This is a genomic window from Oceanobacillus sp. FSL K6-3682, from assembly GCF_037976165.1.
Taxonomy (GTDB): Bacteria; Bacillota; Bacilli; order Bacillales; family Amphibacillaceae; genus Oceanobacillus; species Oceanobacillus sojae.
In genome coordinates, this window is the sequence record NZ_CP150263.1 from 4463484 (window position 1) to 4489418 (window position 25935).

Annotated in this window: 26 protein-coding genes and 1 pseudogene; 13 read left to right on the forward strand and 14 right to left on the reverse strand. The window is 38.7% G+C overall.

Annotated features, from left to right (window positions below; all coding sequences use genetic code 11):
- Window positions 1–5: 5 nt before the first annotated feature.
- Both MHH51_RS21610 and MHH51_RS21615 read right to left on the reverse strand, forming a co-directional pair.
- Window positions 6–1421 carry a glycoside hydrolase family 1 protein gene (locus MHH51_RS21610; RefSeq protein ID WP_339283533.1) on the reverse strand — a complete coding sequence of 472 codons (1416 nt, stop codon included), beginning with the start codon at window positions 1419–1421 and terminating at the stop codon, window positions 6–8.
- 289 nt (window positions 1422–1710) lie between these two features.
- Window positions 1711–3615, reverse strand: coding sequence for a helix-turn-helix domain-containing protein (locus tag MHH51_RS21615; RefSeq protein WP_339283534.1), 1905 nt, complete (start codon window positions 3613–3615; stop codon window positions 1711–1713).
- Window positions 3616–3882: 267 nt separating this feature from the next.
- Between MHH51_RS21615 and MHH51_RS21620 the strand changes: the two genes are divergently transcribed.
- Window positions 3883–4257: a YbaN family protein gene (locus MHH51_RS21620; protein WP_147211847.1), complete on the forward strand. Its 375-nt coding sequence runs from the start codon at window positions 3883–3885 to the stop codon at window positions 4255–4257.
- A gap of 118 nt (window positions 4258–4375) precedes the next feature.
- Entirely contained in the window at window positions 4376–4828 is a 453-nt protein-coding gene (locus MHH51_RS21625; protein ID WP_156986137.1) for a DUF2269 domain-containing protein, read from the forward strand.
- A gap of 75 nt (window positions 4829–4903) precedes the next feature.
- On the opposite strand, the gene MHH51_RS21630 is transcribed toward MHH51_RS21625, so the two are convergent.
- Both MHH51_RS21630 and MHH51_RS21635 read right to left on the reverse strand, forming a co-directional pair.
- On the reverse strand, window positions 4904–5644 hold the full coding sequence (locus tag MHH51_RS21630) for a hypothetical protein (protein WP_147211848.1): 741 nt from the start codon (window positions 5642–5644) through the stop codon (window positions 4904–4906).
- 218 nt (window positions 5645–5862) lie between these two features.
- Window positions 5863–6171, reverse strand: coding sequence for a hypothetical protein (locus MHH51_RS21635; RefSeq protein ID WP_147211849.1), 309 nt, complete (start codon window positions 6169–6171; stop codon window positions 5863–5865).
- Between the two features lie 336 nt (window positions 6172–6507).
- Here MHH51_RS21635 and MHH51_RS21640 point away from each other — a divergent pair, with 336 nt between their 5' ends.
- Window positions 6508–6798, forward strand: coding sequence for a hypothetical protein (locus MHH51_RS21640; RefSeq protein ID WP_147211850.1), 291 nt, complete (start codon window positions 6508–6510; stop codon window positions 6796–6798).
- Between the two features lie 21 nt (window positions 6799–6819).
- On the opposite strand, the gene MHH51_RS21645 is transcribed toward MHH51_RS21640, so the two are convergent.
- The 3 genes and pseudogenes from MHH51_RS21645 to MHH51_RS21655 form a co-directional block, all read right to left on the reverse strand.
- The gene (locus MHH51_RS21645) at window positions 6820–8481 is read right to left on the reverse strand and encodes an IS1182 family transposase (protein ID WP_339282580.1); all 1662 of its coding nucleotides are present in this window, start codon (window positions 8479–8481) and stop codon (window positions 6820–6822) included.
- Window positions 8482–8731: 250 nt separating this feature from the next.
- Window positions 8732–8966 (reverse strand): annotated as a pseudogene (locus tag MHH51_RS21650) (cation:dicarboxylase symporter family transporter); the annotation flags it as partial.
- A gap of 302 nt (window positions 8967–9268) precedes the next feature.
- Entirely contained in the window at window positions 9269–10045 is a 777-nt protein-coding gene (locus tag MHH51_RS21655; protein WP_147211851.1) for a MurR/RpiR family transcriptional regulator, read from the reverse strand.
- Between the two features lie 116 nt (window positions 10046–10161).
- On the opposite strand from MHH51_RS21655, the gene pfkB reads away from it, so the two are divergent.
- The 10 genes from pfkB (at window position 10162) to MHH51_RS21705 (ending at window position 18981) form a co-directional block, all read left to right on the forward strand.
- Window positions 10162–11082 carry a 1-phosphofructokinase gene (gene pfkB, locus MHH51_RS21660; RefSeq protein ID WP_339283535.1) on the forward strand — a complete coding sequence of 307 codons (921 nt, stop codon included), beginning with the start codon at window positions 10162–10164 and terminating at the stop codon, window positions 11080–11082.
- 17 nt (window positions 11083–11099) lie between these two features.
- Window positions 11100–12998, forward strand: coding sequence for a fructose-specific PTS transporter subunit EIIC (locus MHH51_RS21665; protein WP_339283537.1), 1899 nt, complete (start codon window positions 11100–11102; stop codon window positions 12996–12998).
- Entirely contained in the window at window positions 12995–13933 is a 939-nt protein-coding gene (gene lacD, locus MHH51_RS21670; RefSeq protein ID WP_156986138.1) for a tagatose-bisphosphate aldolase, read from the forward strand. Before MHH51_RS21665 ends, lacD begins: the two co-directional genes overlap by 4 nt.
- 130 nt (window positions 13934–14063) lie before the next feature.
- Window positions 14064–14561, forward strand: a complete 498-nt coding sequence (locus MHH51_RS21675) for a hypothetical protein (protein WP_339283539.1) — start codon at window positions 14064–14066, stop codon at window positions 14559–14561.
- Between the two features lie 90 nt (window positions 14562–14651).
- Window positions 14652–15083: a (deoxy)nucleoside triphosphate pyrophosphohydrolase gene (locus MHH51_RS21680; RefSeq protein WP_339283541.1), complete on the forward strand. Its 432-nt coding sequence runs from the start codon at window positions 14652–14654 to the stop codon at window positions 15081–15083.
- A 188-nt stretch (window positions 15084–15271) separates the two neighbouring features.
- Window positions 15272–16924 carry an AAA family ATPase gene (locus tag MHH51_RS21685; RefSeq protein ID WP_156986140.1) on the forward strand — a complete coding sequence of 551 codons (1653 nt, stop codon included), beginning with the start codon at window positions 15272–15274 and terminating at the stop codon, window positions 16922–16924.
- A 47-nt stretch (window positions 16925–16971) separates the two neighbouring features.
- Window positions 16972–17430, forward strand: a complete 459-nt coding sequence (locus tag MHH51_RS21690) for a hypothetical protein (RefSeq protein ID WP_339283543.1) — start codon at window positions 16972–16974, stop codon at window positions 17428–17430.
- Entirely contained in the window at window positions 17423–17632 is a 210-nt protein-coding gene (locus tag MHH51_RS21695; RefSeq protein WP_156986142.1) for a DUF2997 domain-containing protein, read from the forward strand. The genes MHH51_RS21690 and MHH51_RS21695 overlap by 8 nt, the downstream gene beginning before the upstream one ends.
- Window positions 17633–17638: 6 nt before the next feature.
- Window positions 17639–18379, forward strand: a complete 741-nt coding sequence (locus MHH51_RS21700; RefSeq protein ID WP_339283546.1) for a helix-hairpin-helix domain-containing protein — start codon at window positions 17639–17641, stop codon at window positions 18377–18379.
- Window positions 18379–18981, forward strand: a complete 603-nt coding sequence (locus MHH51_RS21705) for a 4Fe-4S single cluster domain-containing protein (RefSeq protein WP_156986144.1) — start codon at window positions 18379–18381, stop codon at window positions 18979–18981. Before MHH51_RS21700 ends, MHH51_RS21705 begins: the two co-directional genes overlap by 1 nt.
- A 62-nt stretch (window positions 18982–19043) precedes the next feature.
- On the opposite strand, the gene MHH51_RS21710 is transcribed toward MHH51_RS21705, so the two are convergent.
- The 7 genes from MHH51_RS21710 to MHH51_RS21740 form a co-directional block, all read right to left on the reverse strand.
- The gene (locus MHH51_RS21710; protein ID WP_339283548.1) at window positions 19044–19922 is read right to left on the reverse strand and encodes a GNAT family N-acetyltransferase; all 879 of its coding nucleotides are present in this window, start codon (window positions 19920–19922) and stop codon (window positions 19044–19046) included.
- Window positions 19923–20181: 259 nt separating this feature from the next.
- Window positions 20182–21027, reverse strand: coding sequence for an SDR family oxidoreductase (locus MHH51_RS21715; RefSeq protein WP_339283550.1), 846 nt, complete (start codon window positions 21025–21027; stop codon window positions 20182–20184).
- 3 nt (window positions 21028–21030) lie between these two features.
- On the reverse strand, window positions 21031–22104 hold the full coding sequence (gene uxuA, locus MHH51_RS21720; protein WP_147211858.1) for a mannonate dehydratase: 1074 nt from the start codon (window positions 22102–22104) through the stop codon (window positions 21031–21033).
- Window positions 22105–22123: 19 nt separating this feature from the next.
- Window positions 22124–23140 carry a zinc-binding alcohol dehydrogenase family protein gene (locus tag MHH51_RS21725; RefSeq protein WP_339283552.1) on the reverse strand — a complete coding sequence of 339 codons (1017 nt, stop codon included), beginning with the start codon at window positions 23138–23140 and terminating at the stop codon, window positions 22124–22126.
- A gap of 16 nt (window positions 23141–23156) precedes the next feature.
- On the reverse strand, window positions 23157–24431 hold the full coding sequence (locus tag MHH51_RS21730) for a TRAP transporter large permease (protein ID WP_339283554.1): 1275 nt from the start codon (window positions 24429–24431) through the stop codon (window positions 23157–23159).
- The gene (locus MHH51_RS21735; RefSeq protein ID WP_339283556.1) at window positions 24428–24904 is read right to left on the reverse strand and encodes a TRAP transporter small permease; all 477 of its coding nucleotides are present in this window, start codon (window positions 24902–24904) and stop codon (window positions 24428–24430) included. Before MHH51_RS21735 ends, MHH51_RS21730 begins: the two co-directional genes overlap by 4 nt.
- A gap of 5 nt (window positions 24905–24909) precedes the next feature.
- Complete coding sequence (locus MHH51_RS21740; RefSeq protein ID WP_339283558.1) at window positions 24910–25926, reverse strand: TRAP transporter substrate-binding protein; 1017 nt, start codon at window positions 25924–25926, stop codon at window positions 24910–24912.
- Window positions 25927–25935: the final 9 nt, after the last annotated feature.

The following is a 25935-nucleotide window of genomic DNA, read 5'->3' on the forward strand; positions in this document are numbered from 1 at the left end:
AAAAATTACAAATCTTCTCCATTAGAGGCAATGACCTTTTGGTACCAATAAAAACTATCCTTCTTAATTCTCCGCATATCCTTAAAATCGAAATCTTCCCGGTTAATGTAAACAAAACCGTAGCGCTTCTCCATACCATTCCGGCCGCTGACCAGATCCATAAATGACCATGCACAGTAGCCTAACATTGGCACGCCATCATTAATGGCGAGCTTTACCTGTTTAATGTGCTCTCTCAAATAAGAAATCCGGTAATCATCCCGGACAATGTCTTCATCCTCCAATTTATCGTAAGCTCCAATGCCGTTTTCTGTAATAATCATTGGCAGCTTATAGCGGTCGTAAAGCTCCCGCAATGTCAATCGCAGCCCGACAGGATCAATTTCCCAGCCCCAATCTGTTGCAGCCAGATTTTCGTTCTTAACAACCTCGAAAACTCCAGCCTCTGCTTCTGGAAGAAGAGATTTTTTTTGATAACCAATCGGAAATTCTTCTGTAGCAGGAAAAGCACGAACTGCTTCAGAGAAGTAGTAGTTTACTCCCAGCATGGTAGGCGGATATTTTTTCATTAATTCCAAATCACCATCTTCAATAGCCGGAGTAAAATTCCTCTCTTCCAGGTATCTTTGAAAGCTATAGCTATATTCTCCATGGCAATGCAAATCCATTAAATAATTGTGTTTAATTAACATGGCATCTTTACTCGCAAGAATGTCATCTGGATGGGAGCTTGCAGGATGAACCATAGAATAAGAAACGGCAGGACCAATCTTTCCTTCCATACCTAATTCATGGAATGTTTTAATGGTAAGTGCGGTTGCCACACACATATGGTGATTTGCCTGATATCCGAGTCTCAGCTGTTCATAATGATCCTCGCCGGTTAACCCTAGCCGAGACGGAATACGAACCACATGATCCTGTTCATTAATAGTCAACCAGTATTTGACGCGGTCCCCATATGTTTTAAATAAGAACTCTGCATAGGCCCGGTAATCCTCAATACTTTCTCTTGAAATCCATCCTCCGTATTGCTCGACAAGACTTTGCGGATAATCAAAATGGTATATAGTCACTAATGGCTCAATTTGATGTTTTATCAAGGCGTCAATTAATCGATTGTAAAAATCTACTCCAGCTTGATTGACCTCACCATTTCCTTTTGGGAAAATACGTGTCCAGGCAATGGAGAAACGGTAAACTTTCAAACCCAGCTCTGCCATGAGGGCAACGTCTTCCTCTATATGATGATAATGATCGGCAGCAACAGAGAAATCTGTTATAGCAGGATTCTTTGGCATTACATCGATAACCGAGAGTCCTTTTCCATCTTCTTTAACTGCTCCTTCCACCTGAAAGGATGCTGTCGCAGCGCCCCATAAAAAACCCGAATCAAAAGAAGTATATGCTTTATGTTCCATTGATAAATTCCTCCCTATTATGAATAAGTATTATATTGATTTAGAAGCTTTCAGCAAATAAAAATAGACCAGGAAAGATGAATCTAGCTATTACAAATTGCTATTTTTTAGCATGTACGATTAACCCCATAACATATTGGCTTTATCCGCTTTCAAAACACCAAAAATCATTAAATTATATGGATGTTTCTGGCTAAGCTTCTTTATAGTTCTAAGATAATAGTAAGAACGCAAAAAGACCATTTAGTTTTTTTAACTGAAAATCGGTAAAAAAACTAAATGGTCTCTATTAATTAAATATCTTCTTGAATTCAAGGTAGCCCTTAACCCTTCCTAATTGATTACTCTGATTTGGCTCCATTAAAAAACGAATACACTGGTAGTAGGAATGAGATAAAGCATAATCATTTTTATAGTAGAACGAGATAACAATGGTGTGAAGTGTTTTATTCCTATAAGTTATACTCTTTGGCAATTTACCAATGATGATCCTTGACCGGCCTGGGCGCTCTTCCATAAAAGAAATATATGCTGTTTTCGTATCATTAGGTATAAAATGATTACCCGTCATCACCCCATTATCCAGCATTTTCTCATATCCGAACTGTTCAAGAAGATAATGTACGCAGTCATCGAACTCCTTCAAACTTTCAGGAATCTGAAGAAAATGATTTTGCCCAACAGCTATACTTTCCATCTCTCTCAGTCTTTTCATTTTAGACTGATTTAAGTAATCATTCAGAAGCGACTGTAAAAAATTCTGCTCTGTTTTCCCAAACAAAGACTGAATGAAAACAATATTCCAACCACGACTTACATTAATTTGCTCGGTTGTTAAAATCACATCCACATCATTTAAAAATAATTCATCTTTTTCTTCAAATAAGTAAGTTGGTATTGCATTTACAATCCGGACAGATGCTCCCATCAGACGCACAACTTCAGACACAATCCAATTTACAAGTGCTGTATGTTCATCTGAAATAAATAATAGCTTTAAAGGGGGTTCTTCCGTTTCCAATAAGTTGCCCAGGAAAAGCGTAATATAAGCCAGTTCTGCATCTGAGTACGTCATTTCCATATCCTGCAAGCAAGGCTGACAAAAAGCTACAATGCTGGCCGACATCGGAAACATTCGGTTAATTTGCCGCTTATTAAAATTGGTATAGTCATGACCATTTTTTGCCCGTTGATTTAACTGGTTAATATAGAACAGAAAATTTTTCTCAAAGTCAGGATACTTTATGAGATCAACCTGAAAGAACTCTTTTACTACATGAGTGAACAGCGATACAATTTTTTGGTCCGCTGCATCCCAATTCTCATTTGTATAAGGATAAAGATGGTTTTGTTCCATGATAAATTGTTGTATATAGACCAAATCTGCATTTGTAAAAGCTGTTGTCCCCATCTCCGATTTCAGGTGCTCCTCTAACCCCTTCATCATTGATGAAAGCGGCACTTCTGTTTGATTATCCGCAAAATGATACCCTAACTGATTCCGAATGGCAGTTATTAAAAGACCCGCGCTTACCAATCCAAATGCTTTTCCAGAAATGATAAACTGATATTTCACGATAGCTTCTTTTAACATTTTATTCATTTGAAAATATATCTCAAATATACAAAAATCCTTTTCCGGGAATACATGCTGTAGCGTCTTCTCCAAATTCAATCCTTGAAGGACCATCTTAGCCAAAAAGTAACGGATTCCCTCTTCACTTCCTTCAAATTTCAGACCCTTCGTGCTGGAAACGATAAAACGGATACCGGACATTCTGCTAATCAGCTTCTTAATCTCCGTTACATCCAAGTTAATCGTTGATTTGGAGACATAGAGCCTGTCAGCAAGTTCTTCCATACTTACATAATCTGATTCAAAGCAAAGCATCCCCATGATTGTGTAAATCCTATCCCAAATGACGTGATTCTCTATATTGTTTTTGTCCACAAATATTGGATTTACTAATAACTTTTTAATTGTTTCTTCTTCCCCTTGCTCTATATAACATTGACTCTTCTTTGAAATGTGTACCTGTGTTCCCGTTTCAGAAAGAAGGAGATTTATATTTTCCAGTTCCATCCGGATGGTGCGAATAGAAGCCTGCAGCATGTCAGCGAGCAGATCAAGTTTTATCGGCATATCGGTATACAGAATATAGGACAAGATAATTTTTTGCCGTTTACTGAACATCTTCTAACCCTTCTTTCCTTTCTGCTTTTAGAATAATATAGCCTTATTATACTCCTTCTATAGCTTTTCATCTTTTGTAAAAGCCTATGATATATACGCAGGATCCCAAGGCAGTTCATTTCATTAAGCTGTTAACAGCGTCTAAAAACTACACAAATTAGTCATTTTATTTTCATTTACGAGTAGCAAATATATAGTAAAATAGAAGTAATTTCTTACAGAAAATACTCTGGATGCATTTCATTCTAAGCTGAAGTTGGTGTTGAAATGAAAAAGGCGATTTTGGTCAGCTGCGGCTCTCTTTCACTTGGTCTTGGGATAATTGGTATTATTTTACCACTGTTACCTACGACGCCATTTTTGTTATTATCTGCAGCGTGCTATGCAAAAAGCTCAGAAAGACTATACAATTGGTTGCTTGAAAATAAATACTTTGGTTCTTATATTAAAAATTACCGCGCAGGAAAAGGGATTCCGTTAAAAGTGAAAATTACTGCTGTATCCGTTCTATGGCTCTCCTTATCGTTTACCATCTTTTTTGTGATTCCGCTGGTTGCCGTGAAGCTTCTGCTTGCGGTGATAGGCTCCTACTTTACTTGGTTTATCCTGAAACAAAAAACACTTAAAAAGCATGCTTTCTAACCATGGTTTTTGCCATGAAGAGCAGAGATTAAGTACGCAACGTCGTGTCGCAACGCCTTTGTGACCAGCACCCTGTAGGCCCGAACATGCTATTTGATTTTGGGGGTAGCTTTCAATAATGACATTTTATGAAATTCTCGTATTTATACATATATTTTCTGCTATTTTAGGGATGGGGCCTGGTTTTGTAATGACTCCAATTGCAAAAAAAGCTTCCAATATGACAGAGCTGAGGCATGCGTATGCATTGCGAAACAAGCTGCATCAATTTGTTATGATTGGCGGCACGTTGCTGTTGGTAACCGGATTATGGATGGGATTTTTAAATATGTATCTTTTCCAGCAAGGGTGGTATATTACAAGTTTAATTCTTTTCTTACTTGCTCTGGCTTCCGGTCCTACTGTATTAGTTTCCAGCTCCAAGCCGATTAAAGCTTTATTGAAGGAGCATAAAGGAGAAGACATTCCTGCTGAATATTTCACATTGTCTAAGCGTTTATTTTTCTATGAAAATCTGATTAATACGCTGTTTTTAATTATTATTGCTTTAATGATTACAAAGCCTTTTTGAGTTTAAGGATATACGCTACTACAAACATCATGTGTTGCGGGTTTGAAAACCATCACAACACACGATGCTTTTGTACTAAGGTATTTGAAATGTCTCAGAAACCCGTTCAACCATTGTCTCGTATTCTTCTTGTAAATCTGCAGGATACTCAATTAATAGATTAGCTATATAATCATCGGCTAAGATTGATTTTTTATAAATATTATTGGTTCCGTCAAAATAGGAAATGACATACCAATCGTCTTCCAGTCTTTCATAGCTTACCGATTCACTCTCTTCTTCCGCCTCTGCAACATCATACTCATAATAAGATTCGATTGATCCTTTATCACTGGCAAGGGTACTTCCCTCTTCCGTAAGTCCAAAATGACTTCCCGACGCGATAATGGTAGCTGTATCATCATGGACTTCAATGCCATCGCCGTTGTCTGGCATGTAGTCTGCTTCAAAGGTGGATGGATATTCAACAGAAAAGCCGAATCTTGCATTTGCGTAGGATTCATAAGCTTCCTCGGCAGCACTTTCATTATCTTCTTCATTTGCTTCCGTACCCCCGCCGGTTTCTGACGGGTCCTCGTTATCAGCATTCTGATCTTGTGTGTTGTCCTCATCAGCCTCTTCGGAGTTGTCACCATTCTCATTTACATTTTCCTGATCTTCGTTGTTTTGGTCATCACCTTCATTTTGTGATTCATTATTGTTCTCGTCTATAATTTCCTGATTATCATTTGCTTTTTCATTATTATCACTATTACAAGCTATTAGCAGGATACTGCATACTAAAAGAATGCTTATCGACAGCATGAATCTCTTCATTCATTTTCTCTCCCCTCATTGTTTTGATTATTCAGAAAAATATTCCGAATAGATAGCCATAAAAGAAAGAAGCCCTAAAATACTAGACCCAATTCCTACGATATATATACTCACCTTTTCAATAATTTCATATAATAATCTATTACCTTATATCTACTTGTTAAAACATATAACTATCATTTAACATTGTAAGAATATATATTTCTTCCCTTAACATGTTACATCCCTCCCCCGCCAGAGCTTCTTATTACTCTTTTCACATACCCACATCGCTGGCAACGATAAATAAGACGAAATGAAACTTCATCATCCCAGCCAATATGCTCAAACTTATGGAATCCTATTCTGCAAAGCAGATTCTTTTCACTCCTGGTTGTTAAATAATAAATCAAAAGAACAACTACACCAACAACGATAGCAACATAATGAATATAATACATATTAAACATCGCATCAGCATCTGCAATAATAAACGCCGCTCCGAGAAAAATGAGGGAGTAACCTATTAAAGGAGCTTTATTCTTCATATGGCACCTCCTCGGATTTTAAAATTTGTCCTTTATATTATTTAGAGGTCATTTTCCCTGACACAGGATTATTAAACAAAAAGACAGAGACCAGTAAAACAGAAAAAACAACTTTCTATTCAGCAAATGAAACACCTGTACAAGCAAGGAGATCTTGACATGATTGCAAATTATATTTCGACCGGCTCCACCAGCTTTATATTGATTAAGTATAATTTTGAATGAAATGCAATCAATTTACAGAGAATATTCAGAGGGTATACAATTAAAGATAGGAAAGCATTTAACTTCTTGCACAAAGATTTAATTAATTACTTGAATAGGAGAGGATTTCTCATGAAGTCAACTTCTGAAAATAAATTAAGAGGAAACAACAATCGTTCCTCCCTGCTTTATTTCATCATAACAGGATTTATCACCATCATCTTATCTTTCTTTTTCACGGGAAGAGCTATTGCTGAGGGAGCTAATGATGATTTTGGTCTGGACTTCTTTTTACTTATTGCAGTCTGGGCTTTTGGAGCAACTTTTTACTATTTATTTCAATTAAAAAAGATTGGTGCCCTTATTTCAATCCTTCCCATCATTTTCTATATATGCTGGTTTATAGTATCTTTTTTCATGTAAAGGAAAGAGGCTGGGACATAACTAGCCAAAAATAATGAAAAGATGGATTTCACATTGGGTTTTGATGTGAAATCCATCTTTTTTGAAATCATTTATAAGTAGATACATAAAAAAGCAGCTAGAGGCAGTGTATCTTCTCAGATTCACTGCCATTAAGGCGAATCCCAATTCATTATCCACTTTGGATTTTCCTCGTACAGAGAAACGAGTGAAACCCAAATTAGCCTTCAAAAATCCAAAGAAAGGCTCCACATCTATCTTACGTTTTCCGTAAAGCTTGCCCATTTCTTCATCTGAAAGCTGTTCTCGTATCATTTTCTTTTGTGCTTCCCATTTTTCATTATAAAATATTTTCCGATGGTTACCTTCCTTTGCCTTGGTACATTGCTCTCGCAAAGGACAGCCTGTACAATCTTCACATTCATAGACCTTAAATTGTCGCTGGTAACCATACTTGTCTGTGCGTTTGGAGTCATAGCGATAAGTAACAGCTTGACCATTTGGACAAGTAAAGGCATCTATTTCGGCATCATAATCCCAGTTAGCGGTGTTAAAGGGATTATTTTTATATTTTTTCTTCTTCTCTTTGCGGTACATACTATAGGTAATCAAGGCAGTTCGTAACCGGTTCAGGGTGACATCTTCTATATTCTGTTCACTTCCATAAGCCGCATCAGCTACGAGGACATCAGGCAACGCAAAATAATCCTTTTCAATACGATCTAAAAAAGGAATCAGCGTTCGTGTATCGGTAGGGTTCGGAAAAATATCATAGGCTAATGCGTAACGTCCTTCTGTTGCCAATTGCACATTATAAGCAGCTTTCAACTGTCCGTTCTTCATATGGTCATCTTTCAATCGCATAAAGGTTGCGTCGTGATCCGTCTTGGAATAGCTGTTACGTTCTTCTAAAATCTCCAAGGCTTCTTCATATTTTTCTTGACGACAGATGAAATCGTGCACCTGTTTTAAGGCTTGTTTTGGCTGCTTTCGTTCCGAACGCAGGGCTTTTCGGTCTTGTGCTTTTTCAATCGATTCGATTTGTTTCGTATACGTTTGGACTGACTTATCCAAATTCGCTGCCATCTGTTGAAGTTCTTGCGTCGATAGAGCTTCCGGGTTTTCCCGGTTGATTTCTGGAATAATTTCTTTTTCCACTAATTCTTCATAGAGGGCATGGGACTTCTCTACAAGTTTCGTTTGATAACGCTCGATCGATTTTCGCCAGACAAAGGTGAATTTATTGGCATTGGCTTCAATTTTGGTCCCGTCAATAAAGATAGCCTCCGCATCGATCAACTCTTTTTCCACCAGCTGACAACGAAATTGGACGAAGCACTGACGCAATAGTTCTTTTACTTCTGGATTCACACGAAAACGGTTGATAGTACGGTAACTCGGCTCATATCCTTGCGCAAGCCACATCATTCGCACACTATCTTTTAATAATGCTTCGATTTTTCGGCCAGAGAACACCGACTGGGTATAAGCACATAAAATAATTTTCATCATCATACGCGGGTGATAGGCGGGACAGCCTGTTTGACGGGTAAAACCGGTGAAAGCTTCTTCTGGAATCTGTTCGATAAATTCATGGATGGTATAAGCAATATCATTTTCTTGTAATTTCATCTCGAAATCTAATGGCAAAACGACTTGATTTACGTTATAATATTTAAACATAAGGATACCTCGATTCTGTTTTTGTAGTGGTACTTTAACTTTATCAGAAGGTATCCTTTTTTTGTACGTTTATTTCATTTTTTAATCAAATTAAAAAAGTGACTTCCTACTTAAAATCATAGTAGAAAGTCACTTTTTCTATTTTTACTGGCTTTTGTCCCAGCCTCGTCATTAGGATGCTTTTCTTTATAAGCCCTAAAAAGATACGAACAAGAGAAGAAAATTCAATTCTTTATTCCTATTCATTCAACTACTTTTTATCCTTCCGCTTTTCCCGCTCAGATAAAATATAGGCACATGCCGCATCACCAGAGATATTGTGAGGCGTTCTTAACACATCAAGAGGTCAATACCAATAATTAATGCGATACCTTCAACAGGGAGACCAACTTGATTCAGCACCATGCCAGCATAATCAATCCAACACTAAGCACACCCGCAGTACCAACACTTGCCAAGGTGGCAACAAGCACACCCAACATAACAAGCCAGCCTAAAATATCGTTTGCTCGTTCAAATAAGTTAAAAATACCTTTCAAATTTAAACCACACAAAAGATAGTACTGTCATAAGATAAGAAAACAAATAGCACTATGTTGTAGTGACTGAAAAGTCTATAAAAAAGATGCAGACACACTTACAATTACAAGTGTTTCTACATTTTTATGAATATGCTAGATCGTATATTCCAATTTCAAAATTAGCACGCAGAAAAATTATTTCTTTAATATTTCCACTGGGATTTATTTACTTAGGTTATAAAGCATAATACTTTCTCTCCTAAAAACTACTTAAATCGAATCACATATGCATCCAGAAATATCCGCGCCAGCACCTGCAGCGGCAACCGCGAACGCACCTCATAATCAGGAAAAAAGCTTTGCTTCGACTTATAACCTAACAAATTAATATCACACAGCCGAAACAGACTGCTCTCCTTATTCGTTGTAAGCAGAATCGTTTTCACATTATTTTGCTTACAAAATTGTGCAGCCTCCACCAGCTCCTCTGTCTCTCCATTCAACGAGACAAAGATAACTAAATCATCCCTTGTAAACTTTCTCGATTTAATACGGATAATATTCGGATCTGTATGCTCTTCACAATGCTTATCAAGCAGCTGCAGCTTTACCGTCATTTCATTGGAAATATGCTCCGAAAATCCCCTGGCAAATATTGTAATCTTTTTACTATATTTCACAGCAACTAAAGCGTCTTCAATCAGCGAGGAATCCAGATAATTTAACGTATTTATCACTTCCTCCTGATTCTTGAAGATAGCCGACTGAATTTGCGAATCAATATTTTTAATTTTTTCCAGCGCTCCCGGAAACTGCTGTGATTTTTCGGAGATAAATTGAAATTTAAAATCCGTAAATCCCCGGTAGTGGAGTTTTTTCATACATCGTACAATCGTGGAAGTGGAGACGTTCGCCTCCTCACTCAACTGCGTAATCGAAATATCGCCCATCGTCGAATAGTGCGATTCTATATAATTTAATAAATGCTTGTCGCTGCTGCTTAATTCATTATAGTAATGCTGAATCCTCTGTTGGAAATTCATACTAAACACCCGCTTATCTTGAAATCTTTTTCATCTATTTTCTAACTATAACACATATAATGCAAACATTTTCATTTCCCACTGTGCCATACTTTAAGAAGGAAAGGATGAATGCCATGATTTATACATGCACATTAAATACAGCAATTGATATGTTCATCGAAATGGAGGATTTTCTTCCTGACAAGGTGAACCGAAGCATATACGATGAATTCCAGCCAAACGGCAAGGGAGTTAATATATCCATTATTTTAAATAAGCTTGGTACCCCTTCTACAGCTTTAGGTTATATAGCCGGCTTCAGCGGGCATTATATTCAGGATGAGCTGAAAAAAATGGGCATCAACACGGATTTTACAGAAGTAGATGGCGTCACAAGAATTAATGCGTTTGTAAAATCTAATCAGGGCGAGTATAAAATTGTCAATAGCGGCCCGGAAATAACGGATATAAAAATAGATGAATTATTAAATAAAATTGCCGGATTTACAAAGGAAGATGTTTTATTTGTATCAGGCAGCCTGCCCAAAGGCGTGGAACCATCCATCCTGGTAGCAATAGCAAAGCATGCTGCTGATATCGGATTTCGATTAATTTTAGATATAAGTCATCCTATCTTAAGTGAATTAGTTCACTATCAGCCTTATTTAATCAAACCGAATGATGAAGAGCTCCAAAACCTGTTTCCAGAGGATAACCTGGATTCAGAACAGGCAATCATTCATGCAGCCCGAAAATTATTAGATAAAGGCTGTCAAAATATCTTAGTCTCTATGGGCGGCCAAGGTGCTTACTTTGTCAATAAAGAGTCATCACTCTACTGTCCTGCACCGAAAGGAGAGGTAGTGAATACAGCTTGCGCCGGAGACACAACATTAGCTACTTTTTACATTACTTTACAGACTAATACAGCTGAAGCGGCATTAAAGAAAGCTGTGGCAGCTGGTTCCTCTACTGCTTTCCGCTCCGGATTAACGGATTTTGAGGATGTTGAAGATCTGATGAAAGACTTGAACGTAAAAACATTAACCGTATAAATGAAAGGGTGAAAATCATGACATATCGTTTTTTAGGCGTTACTGGTTGTCCTACAGGTATTGCGCATACGTTTATGGCTGCAGAAGCACTTGAGAAAACTGCTGAAGAAAAAGGCGTTTCCATCAAAGTCGAAACCCATGGACAAAGAGGTACAGAAAACCAGTTTACTGCTCAGGAAATTAAAGATGCAGAGGTCATTATTATTGCTGCTGATAAAAACGTGGACATTGACCGTTTTCAAGGAAAAAAAGTGATTAACGTTTCTGTTTCAAAAGGAATTAAAAACCCTGAGGAATTAATCGACAGAGCTATCTCAGGAGATGTCGCTGTCTATAAAGGATCCGGTGAAGCGGCATCCTCAAATAACGAAAAAAGTGATCAGGGATCAGCCAATATCTGGCACCAGCTCTATGTGCATTTGATGAATGGTGTCAGCCATATGCTTCCTTTAGTTGTTGCCGGCGGGGTGATGATTGCTGTTTCCTTTATGTTTGGAATTTATTCAGCTGATCCTGAATCATCCCAGTATAATGTCATTGCCGAACAAATGAATACCATCGGCGGACTGGCTATGGGGCTGATGGTTCCTGTATTAAGTGCTTATATCGCCCAATCCATTGGTAACAGGCCCGGCCTTATCATCGGTTTTATTGTCGGTATGATTGCCGATACAAACGGTACAGGATTTTTAGGCGGAATTGTTGGTGGTTTCTTAGCTGGTGGCCTTGTTTTACTGCTGATGAAAGCATTAAAGAATCTGCCAAAATCACTTGACGGTTTAAAAGCAATTTTCTTAATTCCGGTTCTCGGTATCTTTATCGGCGGATTTGCCATGTGGTATCTGTCCGTTCCTATGGAAGCAATTAATCAGGGAATGATGAACTTCCTAAGCAGCTTCCAGGATTCTAATCCGCTCTTATTAGGGTTGATTGTAGGTGTTATGAGTGCATTTGATATGGGCGGCCCGGTCAACAAGGCTGCTTATGTAACAGGAACAGCGCTACTTGCACAAGGTAACTTCTTATTTATGGCAGGTGTTTCTGCTGCATGTATCGTTCCACCTTTAGCAACAGGTTTCTCTGTATTGTTCGCCCGTCGTCAATACAGTCAGGCTGAAGCAAGTGCCGGTTATGTCAATTTCCTATTAGGTTCTACACACATTACAGAAGGTGCAATTCCTTTTGCAGCTAAAAGACCTTTTACCATTATCCCGATTATTATGGTAGGTTCTTCTATCGCTGCCATGCTGACCTATATGTTTAAAGTAGAAGTACCCGCACCACATGGAGGATTTATTGTTCTTCCTGTTGTAACCCATGCATTCTTATGGGTATTGGCAATTCTAATTGGTGCTGTTATTTCAGGATTCCTAATGGCATTAGAACAAAAAAGACATCAACGGAAAAACAATACTGAACAAGCAACTGCACCAGCGCCAAAAGAACAGCCTGCTTCCAAAGAGCAGGGCAGGCTTTTAGAAACAAATCAAATTCACCTGCAGCAAAAGCTGGGTTCCAAAGATGAAGTTCTGACATTTATAGCAGAAAAAGCGAAAGAATTAAATATTACAACAGATGCAAAAAAAGTAGTAAGTGGATTGCAAAAAAGAGAATCAGAAGGCTCAACAGGTATGGAGAACGGAATTGCTATTCCGCATGTGAAGAGCGATGCAATTCAACAGGCAAAATTAATGGTTGTGCAATTGGCAGAAGGTATCGATTGGCCTGCAATGGACGGAAAACCAACAGATTTTGTCATCAGTATTCTGGTGCCAGATGGAAGCAGCAACGAACACTTAGATATCCTATCGGCTCTTTCCAGAAAACTGATGAATCAGGAGTTTATTGACCAATTAAAGGCTTCTCAATCAGAAGCTGAAATAAAAGAATTATTACTTGGAGGCGTTAAAAAATGAAAAATTTAGATAAACTAATGAATGACCAGGGTATTATTTCCGCACTTGCTATTGATCAGCGTGGTGCACTAAGAAGAATGATGGGCGATGATATTTCCGGTGAGCAGATCTCTGATTTCAAACAGCTTGTATCTGAAAAGCTTACTCCTTATGCTTCTTCTATCCTGCTTGATCCTGAATATGGACTAGCAGCAGCGAAGAAAAGAGATACAAACTGCGGATTAATCCTGGCCTATGAACAAACAGGCTATGATAAGCAGGAGCCTGGACGTTTTCCGGATTTAATTCCAAATTGCTCCGTGAAAAATCTGAAAGCAGAAGGCGCTGATGCCATTAAATTGCTCATCTATATTGACGTAGATGAAAGCAAAGAAATTAATGAAGTCAAAGAAGCCTTTGTAGAGCGTGTCGGCAGTGAGTGTGTTGCAGAAGACATTCCATTGTTCTTAGAAATCCTTACCTATGACGATTCAATTGGCAATGAAAAAGGATTAGAATTTGCCAAAGTAAAACCAAAAAAAGTGATCGAAGCAATGAAACGCTACAGTGAACCAAGATTTAATGTGGATGTATTAAAGGTTGAGGTTCCTGTAAATATGAATTTTGTGGAAGGCTATGCAGAAGGTGAAACAGCTCAAACCCAAGCAGAAGCAAAAGCTGTTTTCAAAGAACAATCTGAGGCAACTGACCTGCCATTTATCTTTTTAAGTGCAGGAGTTACACCGGAATTATTCCAAGAAACATTGCGTTTTGCCAAAGAAGCAGAATCTACCTTTAATGGTGTCCTCTGCGGCAGAGCAACCTGGAGCGGTGCAACATCCGAATTTAAAAATGTTGATGGAGAAGCTGCTGCTAAGTGGCTGCAAACAGAAGGCGTTAAAAATATTCAAGAATTGGATAAAGTAGTTCAAGAAACAGCAACATCTATTTCTTAATAAATACAGAAAAAGCTCAGTGACCGTATTGGGCTTTTTCTGCATATCCTTTCTACTTCTTATTCATAGTATGTTATTATTCATTTTGTTACATGCTAATCATGGGACTATGTTATAAGGAGAGAAACCCATGCCTAAAAAATACATAATTATCGGAAGCACCCTTGCTTTCATTATCATTATTTTGCTCGTTTCTATTTTCTACTTTAAAATCTCCTTCACCTCCCTGCCGACGAATCTGCCAATTGTTCTGGCTGACGAGCTTACCAGTGACGGAGAGCGGAGACATGTTAATTCGATTACTATTATGAAGTCTGATTCCAGTCACATGAATAGTGATGAACCTGTACTTCCCGAAAGTGAGGAAGAAATTGTATTAAATCAATCAAATGACATCACCAGAATGCTTATTGAAGATGTCCGAATTTACAACGGCGGAAGAATCACCAATGATAGTCAGGAATATACCGTCGAAATGAGCCTGTCTGATGACACCCATCTATATCTCTATATCACTAACGAATATATCCGGATTGTTCCTCCTGACCAAAATGGAAAGTTATACAAAGTCCTGGATAAAGAAAATGCAGTTTATGTATACTTCCATTCTTTCTTTGAAGAAAAATAAAGCTCGTTTGCCAGCCTGTATCGTTCCAGAAACCATATAAACATGCTATCCTAGAGAGAGAGCATTATTAGAGGCAGGAGGGGTTTCAGGTTGAAGAAAACGGTACAGGTTGTTGCAGCGGTTATAGAGAATGAGCGCCGTGAGATATTATGTGCACTACGATCCGGCCAGATGTCTCTTTCAAACATGTGGGAATTCCCTGGAGGAAAGGTAAAAGAAGGAGAAAACCTATTTACTGCATTAGAGCGTGAAGTATATGAAGAAATGTCCTGCAGGATTCAAGCTCAGGAGGTTTTCCATGAGAATGTCCACGAATATGATACCTTTATTATTCAGCTTATTGTCATTAAAGCAGAATTAGTTCAAGGCGTCCCTCAAACAAATGAACATGCCAAGCTTATCTGGCTGCAGAGAGAAAATTTGCCTTCTTTACATTGGGCACCTGCTGATATGCCGGCTGTTGAGGCACTTATGAATGAACCTTTAAAAGAACAAACTGGCTCTTTTAAACGACAAAAATGAGAACTTCCGGTTTCGCCACCCAGAATGAAACATCTTGCCGGGAAACCCACATAAGCGATCAGATTGCTTATGTGGGTTTCTTTTTATTTTACGATAGGAGAAAGTATAAGAATCACATATACATTTTTATATACTATGCTAAAATAAGTTTAACTGACTATCTCGTATTGTAGAGGAGCGTTTGTTATATGGAAAAAGGAACTTTCACTGAGAAGCTGGCAAATTATTTACGGGCAAGATTTTCATTTCTGTCCATTTCAACTTGGGAAGAAGACCGTGTCATTCGTGATATTCAAAAAATTTGCTCTGATCCCCAGCTAATCAAAACTGTACGTAAAGTATATACATGGACAGTTACAGAGGGGCTGATGGATAACAACTATACCTCCATCAAAAATACCACACAGCCGATGCGTGCATTAGAACAAATTGAAAAAATAGAAGAACCCTCCGTATTTATATTGAAAGACTTTCATATTTATATGGGAGGAGAAAACAGACAGCCGGACTATACGCTTATCCGGCGTATACGAGACCTGGTATCTATTATCGAAAACAGTCCATTACAGAAAAATGTTATATTCGTCTCACCTGCCTTTTCTATTCCATTAGAATTGCAGAAAGATATTATGATAGTAGATTACGGGCTTCCTACATACTCCGAAATAAAAAAAGTACTGCATCAAATGATAAAGATGAATGAAGGCAATTCCAGAATTACCATTGATTTGAATCAGGAGAATGAAGAAAAATTAATCAAGGCTGCACTCGGTCTAACGATGCAGGAAGCGGAAAATGCTTTTGCCCTGTCAATGGTTACAGATGGCAGACTGGATATCAACAGTGTGGACCATGTTTTGGAAGAAAAACAGCAAATCATTCAAAAAAATGGCTTATTAGAATATATACCGCACGAACCAAGCATGAAGGATGTTGGCGGTCTGGAAAATATTAAACGCTGGCTGAATCGCAGAAATAATTCCTGGATGGACTCTGCCGGTGAATATGGACTTCCTGCTCCAAAAGGAATATTGCTTACTGGAATACCCGGCTGTGGGAAAAGTCTTATTGCAAAGGCTGTCAGCTCCTTATGGAAGCTCCCGCTCTTAAAACTGGACATGGGAAAAATTTATTCTGGACTTGTAGGAAGCAGTGAAGAAAATATGCGTGAAGCAATTCATACTGCAGAGGCCATCTCTCCTTCTATTCTCTGGATTGATGAACTGGAAAAGGGATTAAGTGGAACAAACGGGACAGGCGACAGCGGTACTTCCACCCGCATTTTTGGTACACTACTCACCTGGATGCAGGAAAAAAAGCAGCCAGTTTTTGTTGTTGCTACAGCAAATAATATCCAGTCCCTTCCACCAGAGCTGCTTCGGAAAGGACGTTTTGATGAAATCTTTTTTGTGGATTTGCCAACCAAAAGAGAACGGGAAGCAATCTTTAAAATTCATCTGAACAAGCGGCTTACATCTGAAAAGGTCAAAGGTGAGATGGCTGCAGACGATACTTTGTTCTCACACCTTGCCACACTATCAGAAGGATTTATCGGTGCAGAGATTGAGCAGGCTATTATTTCCGGTTTATTCGAAGCATATGCGGAACAGCGCGCCTTAAAAGAAACGGATATCGAAAAAGCAATTGAACATACTGTCCCGCTCTCTGTTACACAAGGAGAGCAAATTCGTGCGCTCCGGGAATGGGCGAATGTCAGGGCTGTCGCCGCAACCCCGAAAGACGACCGAGCAGACTACGGCAGTGATGCGGAGGAAAAACAAATCCCTGCTCCATCCAATGATATTCATACTTCTCGTGGAGGGCGAACACTTGACTTTTAATATACACTCAGCGGGAAAATTATCCGCTATAAAAGGAGGAAATACTGATGAGCCTGTCTTTTATATTAGTCCCAATTGCAATAGGAGCAACATCTGCCATCTCTTTAGCTATGTCGGAAAAGATAGAAGAAGGAGAATTTTATAAGATCACAACAAGCATGAAGGACAATACAATGCTGACAGAAGCATTGCAAAATTACGGATGCAACGTGACTATAGAGAACGAACGCATGCAGTCCTCGCTCGGAAATACACAGCTTGCTTTTCAGCAGGAGGAAAACGGAACATTCAGCGCAATATTCGCCGAGGATGTAGCCGTTGAGGATGCTAAAGAGCTACTGACTAATATTCAAAATGAATATACCAGCTTTGTTCAGAAACGAACCTATGATAAACTGCTCCAGCGTGCAGAAAAAGAAGGATTAATGCTTGAATCAGAAAATACCGATGATGAAGATACCATTGTGCTGACTTTCCAAGTAAGGGAGAATCGAAACTATGAGTAAAAAAATCCGTATTGAGATTACATCCGATGGAAAAATCAGAGCAAAAACACTGGGGATGAAGGGTGAAGAATGCTTGGATTATGTCGAGCTTGTAGAACAGCTTGTGGATGCAGAGACAATTGATTCCGAATTTACAGAGGAATATGCAGAAACAGCAATTTATCACCACACCACCCAGCAACAACAATTAAAAAAGGAGTAGGTAAGCATGGGTGATGCGATTACGCCATTGGGAAAGAAGTGGGAGTACCTTCATTCCATATGGATACTATGGCTAATTTTCCCTTTTGGATTTCTTTCTTTCATAAGTTTTTACTATATCAGTTTACGTGTCAGAAAATTAAAGTGGTTTATTGCGGGAAGTATTTATGCTCTGCTTGTTATTCAGTTTTTTGTTGTCGATGAATTTTATCCAAAGGAAAGTTTTATCTATGACGCTTCTGTCATGCTTATACTCGGCGGATGGATAGCAGCTTGGATAAACGCTGTTATTTCACGCAAAACATACTTACAGCTTCTTGTTAAGCAGACCAAATCAGAGGCACGCAGAATGTCTGCTCCTTCCTATGATATACAAGAAACTTATTCTTTGGATCCATCTGCTGAATCATCTCAGTCAGTAGACACCCCAAAACCAGTTGAGGAGCCAATTAACTATAACACGTCTCTTCCTGCTGAAAAAGTGAATATGAATACAGCCGCGCAAAAGGAAATCGCAGCCATTCCTTCACTCGGAAATATCCTGGCTGGGCAGATTGTAGAGATCCGTAAGCGGAGAGGTCCATTTCATAATTTCAGTCATTTTGTGGAACTAATGGATATAAAACCGCATATTCTAGCAAAAGCGAAACCATTTATGGTCTTTTCCAATGAAGATTTAGGTGATAGAGAATCAGAACATTCTACAGACCATTCGAAGTATTCATCAGGAAGGGTTGTTGATTATTAATGCATATACAGCTGCATCGATTTTTACCATCTTCCATTGCAGAGGGACCTGGAAAACGGGCTTCTGTATGGGTTCAGGGCTGCCCTATTCATTGCAAGGGCTGCGGTGTCCCCTGGACCTGGAATCCGAGACTCGGAACTCCCTCTGATGTCGATACCATTTGGGAGAAAATTTTAGAGAGTAAAGAGAAAAATGATATTGAAGGAATTACCTTCCTGGGCGGCGAACCCTTTGAACAGGCTGAGTCTCTGGCTATCCTGGCAGAACGCGCACAAAATATCGGCTTAAGTATTATGACATTCAGCGGATACTATTATGAAGAGCTCGAGAAGCTGGATAAACCGGGCTGGAAGGAGCTTCTTGCTCATACGGATATCTTTCTGGAGGGGCCATTCGAATTAGATAAACCGGACTATATCCGTCCATGGATCGGTTCTACCAACCAAATCATTCATTTTTTAACGGATCGTTATATAAATCTGAAAGAAGAATTAGACAAGATTCCAGACCGACTTGAAATTTATATTAAAAAGGATGGGACTGTTGAAGCCAATGGCATGATTCCATCTGAATCCTGGAAGCAAATGTTTAATGGTATTTAAAAAGAAAAGCGGCAGCGGGCATTTTTATAATGTCAGCTGCTGCTTTTTCCCATTATTACTATTTATTTAAGAATATATGAATTCCATGATTTCCTCTTATTTAATTCCAAAAAATCAAATAAACCCCTCGCAACAGGATTAGTAGAATCGGCCTCTATTCCTACTGTCTGCACGCCATTATCTTTGAGCATCTGCAATTGACTGAATAACAGCTGCTTCAATAGTTTGATATCCTGTTTTGTTTGATCTAAGCCAACCCAGCCGATTTCATAATGATTTTCTGTATCACCAGGATGAAGCATGATATATGCGGCGATTTCTTCCTCTATAAATAAAACAGAACTCCTACTTTCATCCGGACAATCATTTCTTAAAATTTCTTCCCATTCAGTAAGTGTAAAGCATCCAACAGGGTTATCTGCATGTGTCTGTTCATAATCTGTTTTTATTTTGGATAAGAACTGCTGCTTCTTTTTCAAATCGGACATCACTTCTTTTAGAGGAGTTATCTTTTCATCTATAGTCTGGCTATCTAAATGCTGCAGCATCCATGTCACTCCAACTCTTTCTTCAAACGTCCTCCGGAATAGATGAAATCCTTTTTCTTCAACGATGGCAATGTTATCTTTTTCATTGGAGCAGCAGGAGTAAATCCACTTATCCTGGGTGGATTTACTCCCGAGCAGTGGAGCAAGCAGCTCATATATATACACATTTTCCTCTTGCTCCTCCCCTGCAAAGAAGCGGATATATTTTGCTGATGGATGGAAAGTGTTTAGCCAGCTGAGTGCCAGCGCAATTGCATTTCCATCTTTTTCAGCAATATATAATTCATGGTACTTCTCAGATTGAAGAATTGATTGTACTGCCTTCAGCTTATCTTTTAAAGAAGGATGTATATCTATATGGGGAAAGTTTTTTACTTTTTTTATTTCTGCCACGGTTATCACCACGTTTTCTATGTTAATTTCAGTATAGCATTGTATTTGGAGGCAGGAGATTTATAGACAGTTAACTTTGATAAAATCATGCCTGCGCTTTCATTGTTTTATACAATTTTCTTCTAATGTGGATAAATTGAAATAAGACTTCTGCGTAAACATATCGTTGTTTGTTTATGCAGAAGTCTTATATTACTACTCTAGTGCCTTTGAAACAAATATTTTACCTTCATTCTTTTTATAAGTTCTGTACAATAATCTAAACACCTGAATAAGCCATAAATCCACCATCCACAGGTACGGTAATCCCTGTTACAAAGCCAGACATATTGTCGTCTGCCAGCCAAAGCAATGTTCCTAATAAATCTTCCGGCTTTCCAAATCGGCCTTGTGGAGTATGATTGATAATTTTCTCTGCGCGCTCGGATAAAGAACCATCCTCATCAAGCAAAAGTCCCCGATTTTGTTCTGTTAAAAAGAACCCAGGCGCAATCGCATTAATACGAATACCAGCATCAGCAAAATGAACAGATAACCACTTGGTAAGATTATCAATGCCTGCTTTGGCAGCACTATAGGCTGGAACTTTCGTCATTGGGGCTGGAGCTGACATGGATGAGATATTAATAATATTCCCACCGTATTCAGTCATTTTTTTCGCAAATACTTGTGTTGGTATAAGTGAACCAATTAAATTCAACCGAAAAACATGATCAAAGCCACTCAACTGCAAATCAAAAAAAGATTTTAAAGAAGTATTTTCGATATCCCCTGCTTCAAATATTTCTTTATCCGTAATGGCATCCGGATGATTTCCTCCAGCTCCATTAATCAGCAAATCACATTCTCCTAATTCCTGCTTCACAACCTCATACGCTTCCTTCACATTTTCTTCATTTAATACATCACAAGATACTGCAATCGCCATACCGCCCTGCTCTTTTATTTCATCTGCTACCTTCTGTCCTTTTTCCACATTTCGATTTAATATTGCTACTTTCATCCCTTGGCGGGCTAGCTCCTTTGCCATAACTTGACAAAGAACGCCGCTTCCGCCTGTAACAACCGCTGTTTTTCCAGCTAGATCTTCATGAGTTGGTAACACTGTTTATGCACGCTCCTTTCTCTTCACTAATTCATAAGCATCCCAAAGACCCCAGAGATGCATGATGCCTAAAGCACGGTCATATAAACCATAACCCGGCCGGCATTGTTCATTCCATAAATGTCTACCATGATCTGGACGGGCATATCCTTTAAAACCTGTCTCATGATAAGCTTTGACAATATCATCAATTGGTACTGATCCATCCTTTGTTCGGTGAGATGTTTCGATAAAATCACCATTTTCATAGATTCGTACATTGCGAATATGAGCAAAAGCAATACGATTATGAAACCTGCGGATGATAGCCGGAATATCATTATTCGGATTAGCTCCCAATGATCCGCTGCACAAGGTCAAGCAATGTGAGGGGCTGTCTGAAATAGACAGATACCTTTCAATGGCCTGCTCACTCGTAATAATTCGGGGAAGATTAAACACTGGCCAAGGCGGATCATCTGGATGTATAGCCAGTTTAATATCCTCCTCTTCAGCAACAGGAAGAACTTCCTTCAAGAAATACTCTAAGTTCTTCCATAATTGATCCTCGTCTACTTCTTCATACGACTTAAAAGATTCTTTAATTGTTTTCAGGCGTTCTGGTTCCCATCCAGGCATTGTATAGCCCGAATTGGTTATTTGCTCAATCAAATCATTGGGATTCATATCATTCACTTTTGATGTTTCATAAAATAATGCGGTGGAGCCATCCTCTAATTTTTTATATAAGTCTGTTCGTGTCCAATCAAATACGGGCATAAAATTAAAACAAACTACCTTCGCGCCTATTTTGGCAACATTCCTTAGACTCGTTTTATAATTTTCTATATATTCATTTCTTGTTTCCTTGCCTAATTTTATGTCTTCATGCACGTTAATACTTTCTACTACATCTAAATGAAAACCATATGCATCGGCTTGTTTTTTCACTTCCAATACTTCCTCTTCCGGCCAAACTTCACCTGCTGCACGATGGTGTAATGCCCAGACCAATCCTTCTACACCAGGAATCTGCTTTATTTGTTCCAGTGAAACAGAATCGTTATTTTCACCATACCACCTAAATGTCATTCTCATATCCTACCCACTCCTGCTGCTAAAATGTCAACACAATTTTTCTTACTTCCTCAGGTTTGTTTTCCAATAGATCAAATGCATCCTTAACTTGTTCCATCGGAAAACGATGCGAGATAATCTGACTTGGATCCAGTTTCCCTTTTTCCACTTTTTCAATAACGCCTTTAAATTGATGCGTCTGCAGTCTCGAACCTACAACTTTCAATTCCTTTTTTGTTAATAGCAGCGAAGGTATCGCAGAAGGTTGTTCGTTGAAACCTAATGTAACCACTGTCCCTGCAATAGATGCCAATTCAACTGCCTGCTGAAATGTTTGTGGAAGTCCTACTGCATCAATCACCACATTTGCAAGTTCTCCGTCTGTTAATCTCTCTATTTCTTTTGCTACATCTTTTTCTTTCGGTTGAATGGTAACATCTGCACCAATTGAAGCAGCGTAATCTAATCTTGTTTGATTGAAATCAGAGATAATCACTTTCGCCCCATGTTCTTTAGCCAGCAAGAGGCAAGCAATTCCAGTTGGTCCGGCCCCGATAATAAATACCGTATCACCTTCCCTGACTTCTCCTCTATAGGTTGCTTGGGCACCGATCGTTAGCGGTTCAATTAAAGACGTTGCTTCTTCGGAAACACAATCCGAGACCTTATGCCAATTCTTTTCTTCAGCCTTAAGCCATTCACTCATACCACCGTCCCGATGGACACCGAAAACCTCTAATGATTTACAGACATTCGGCTGTCCTTTTCGGCAAGCATAGCATTCTCCACAGTAAAGGATTGGCTCTAGAGCCACTAAATCTCCTACCCTTACAGAAGATACTTCTTCACCAACCTCCTCCACAATTCCTGAAACTTCGTGGCCAATAATCCGAGGATAGACAGTAAAAGGGTTGCTGCCATGATAAATATGGACGTCTGAACCACATATACCGACATTTTTCACCTTAACAATAACATCCTGTAAACCTTCCAACTTCGGTTTTTCTATTTCTACAATTTCCAATTCACCAGGGTTTTCCACCTGTATAGCTTTCATAATGTATACACATCCTTTATTCAAATAAACTTGGTAAGAACAACGATAATGAAGGAACATAGGCTACAATAATTAATACCACCATCGCTACTGCAAAAAACGGTAGCAACTCTTTTACAGTTCTGGTAATCGGTACTTTAGCGAATGTCGATGCTACAAATAGACAGACTCCTACTGGAGGAGTAGATAATCCAATCATTAGAGATAATACCATTACCACTCCAAAGTGAATTGGATCCATTCCCACACTTTGTGCAACAGGCAGTAAAACTGGGAATAGAATAACCAATGCTGCAATTGTCTCCATAAACATTCCTACAAGTAAAAGTAATATAATTATTAATAAAATAACAATTATTGGATTTTCTGAAATAGATAAAATTCCGTCCGCAATAAGAAGTGGAACACCTTCACTAACTAAAATCCACCCGAATGTATTTGCAAAACCCACAAGTAAAAGGATAGAAGCAGTAGATCGTAAAGTAGTCAATAAAATACCAGGTATTTCTTTTAACTTCAGTTCTTTATAGACAAATTTGCCAACAATAAAAGCATACACAACACAAACTACTGCTGCTTCAGTTGGAGTAAAATAGCCGCCAAGAATTCCCCACAAGATAATAACAACCATTAACAGTGCCCAAAATGCACCAAAAAATGTCTTTCCAATTACAGAAAATGACTGTTTTTCTCCCTTAGGATACTGACGCTTTACAGAAATGGCATATGTAACAATTAAAAAGCCAATAGCTAGCAGGACACCGGGAATTGCTCCAGCTAAAAATAAGTCCCCAATAGAAATACTCGCCAATGTTCCGATGATAATCATTGGAAGTGAAGGTGGAAGCATTGGTCCAACTGTAGAAGATATGGATGTAACCGCAGCAGAAAACCCGGCGCCATATCCTTGTTTTTTCATTGCTGGAATCATGACAGATCCTATACTCGCTGTATCCGATAAGGCTGTTCCAGAAATTCCTGCAAAGCCTAAGGAGGAAGCCACGTTTGTTAAGCCTAGTCCACCTCTAATATGACCAACAACAGCATTTGCAAAATCAATAATACGATTAGTAATTCCTCCGGCGTTCATCAAATTACCGGCAAGAATAAAAGCAGGGATTGCCAGCATAACAAATGAATCTAGTCCGGCAAACATGGTTTGCGGAATGACTGTCAACGGCACTCCGGCTACAAGCAAATAAACCAAGGATGATATACTTAAACTAAAGGCTATTGGCACGCCGAAAGCGATTAATAACAGGAATAGTCCAAAAAGCAATAAAGCCATCATATTTGCTCACCCTCCTCGTCCTGATTCTTTCCAGTAAATTGATCAATAATGTAAACAACAGAATATATCATTAATAAAACCGCCAGTAAGGGAACCGCTGCATACGTGTAAGACATTGAAAATCCTAACGTGGGAGCATAAAAATCAGAACCTAGACTGACAAGCTGTATTCCATAGATAAATAATACGATAGAAAACAATAAAATCATTGTAGAAATAACACTTTCATATATTTTTCGGACACGGTCAGACAATCGTTCAATCAATAAATCTACCCGGATAAACTCTTGTTTTCTCAATGCCAGCGGAGCTGCTGTAACAATAGAATACACAAATAAATAGCGGGAAAGCTCTTCTGTCCACATAAAGTCATATGGGAAATAGCGACTTAAAATCTGAATAATAACTACTAGCAACAGAGCAGTAAATAACAGCATTGTCACTATTCCAAGAGTCTTATCAACTTTTTTCATTATATTCATTCTTCATCACCGCTTTCTTCCGCTGTATCTAAAATCTCAAGATACAATTCTAACTGCTCCTCATCAAAATACTCTTCTAACGCAGGCAGCATTGCTTCACGAAAAGCGTCTTGATCCACGTCTTCATTAATTTCCATTCCATTATCCAGCAATCTTTGGAGAACCGCTTCTGTTTCTTCTTCCAATAGACCTTGTGCATATTGCTCTGCTTCTGTTGCAGCTTCTTTTACCGCCTCCTGCTGTTCTTCAGGCAGCGCTTCCAATTGTTCTGTACCTACCACTACATAAATCCAGGAACGTACATGTTCTGTTAAATTCAAATAGTTTTGTACTTCATAGAACCCATTACTTTCAATAAGATCATTCGGATTCTCCTGACCATCAATGACACCTTGCTGTAAGCCGGTAAATACTTCATTTAAACTGATTACTTGAGGTTGAGCTCCTGCCGATGACCAGGAATCTAAAAATAATGGCACATTGGGCACACGCATACTAAATCCTCTTAAATCCTCAGGTGTTGAAATTGGATAATTAGATGTTAAATTTCTCGGAGCGCGCTCCATATAAAATAACGGTGTTAATCCAACATCTCTCTCAATATCCTGTTCGATTCTCTCTCCAATCTCCCCCTCAATCACATTACGCATATGCTCCTCACTTTCAAACGCATATGGAACCGCTAACATTACAGCATTAGGAGTCCATACTTCTAATGTCTCGCCTGTAATTGTTAGATCCGTTGCTCCAAAACGAATGGAGTTAATATTATCTACCTCACTGCCCAACTGACTGTTGGGAAAAATCTCAATTACTACTTTTCCATTTGTTTTTTCTTCTACCCGATTAGCAAATTCAACAGCTGTACGATGCCAGAGATGACTTGCATCAGAGATATGTGTCATCTTCCAATGTGTAACATCATCTTCCTTTGCGGAACTCTCCTTTGCTGAAGAGCATCCGCTTAGAATAAGGAGAGTCAGCAAGCTGAATACAAACATTCTCTTTAACATGATGTTTAA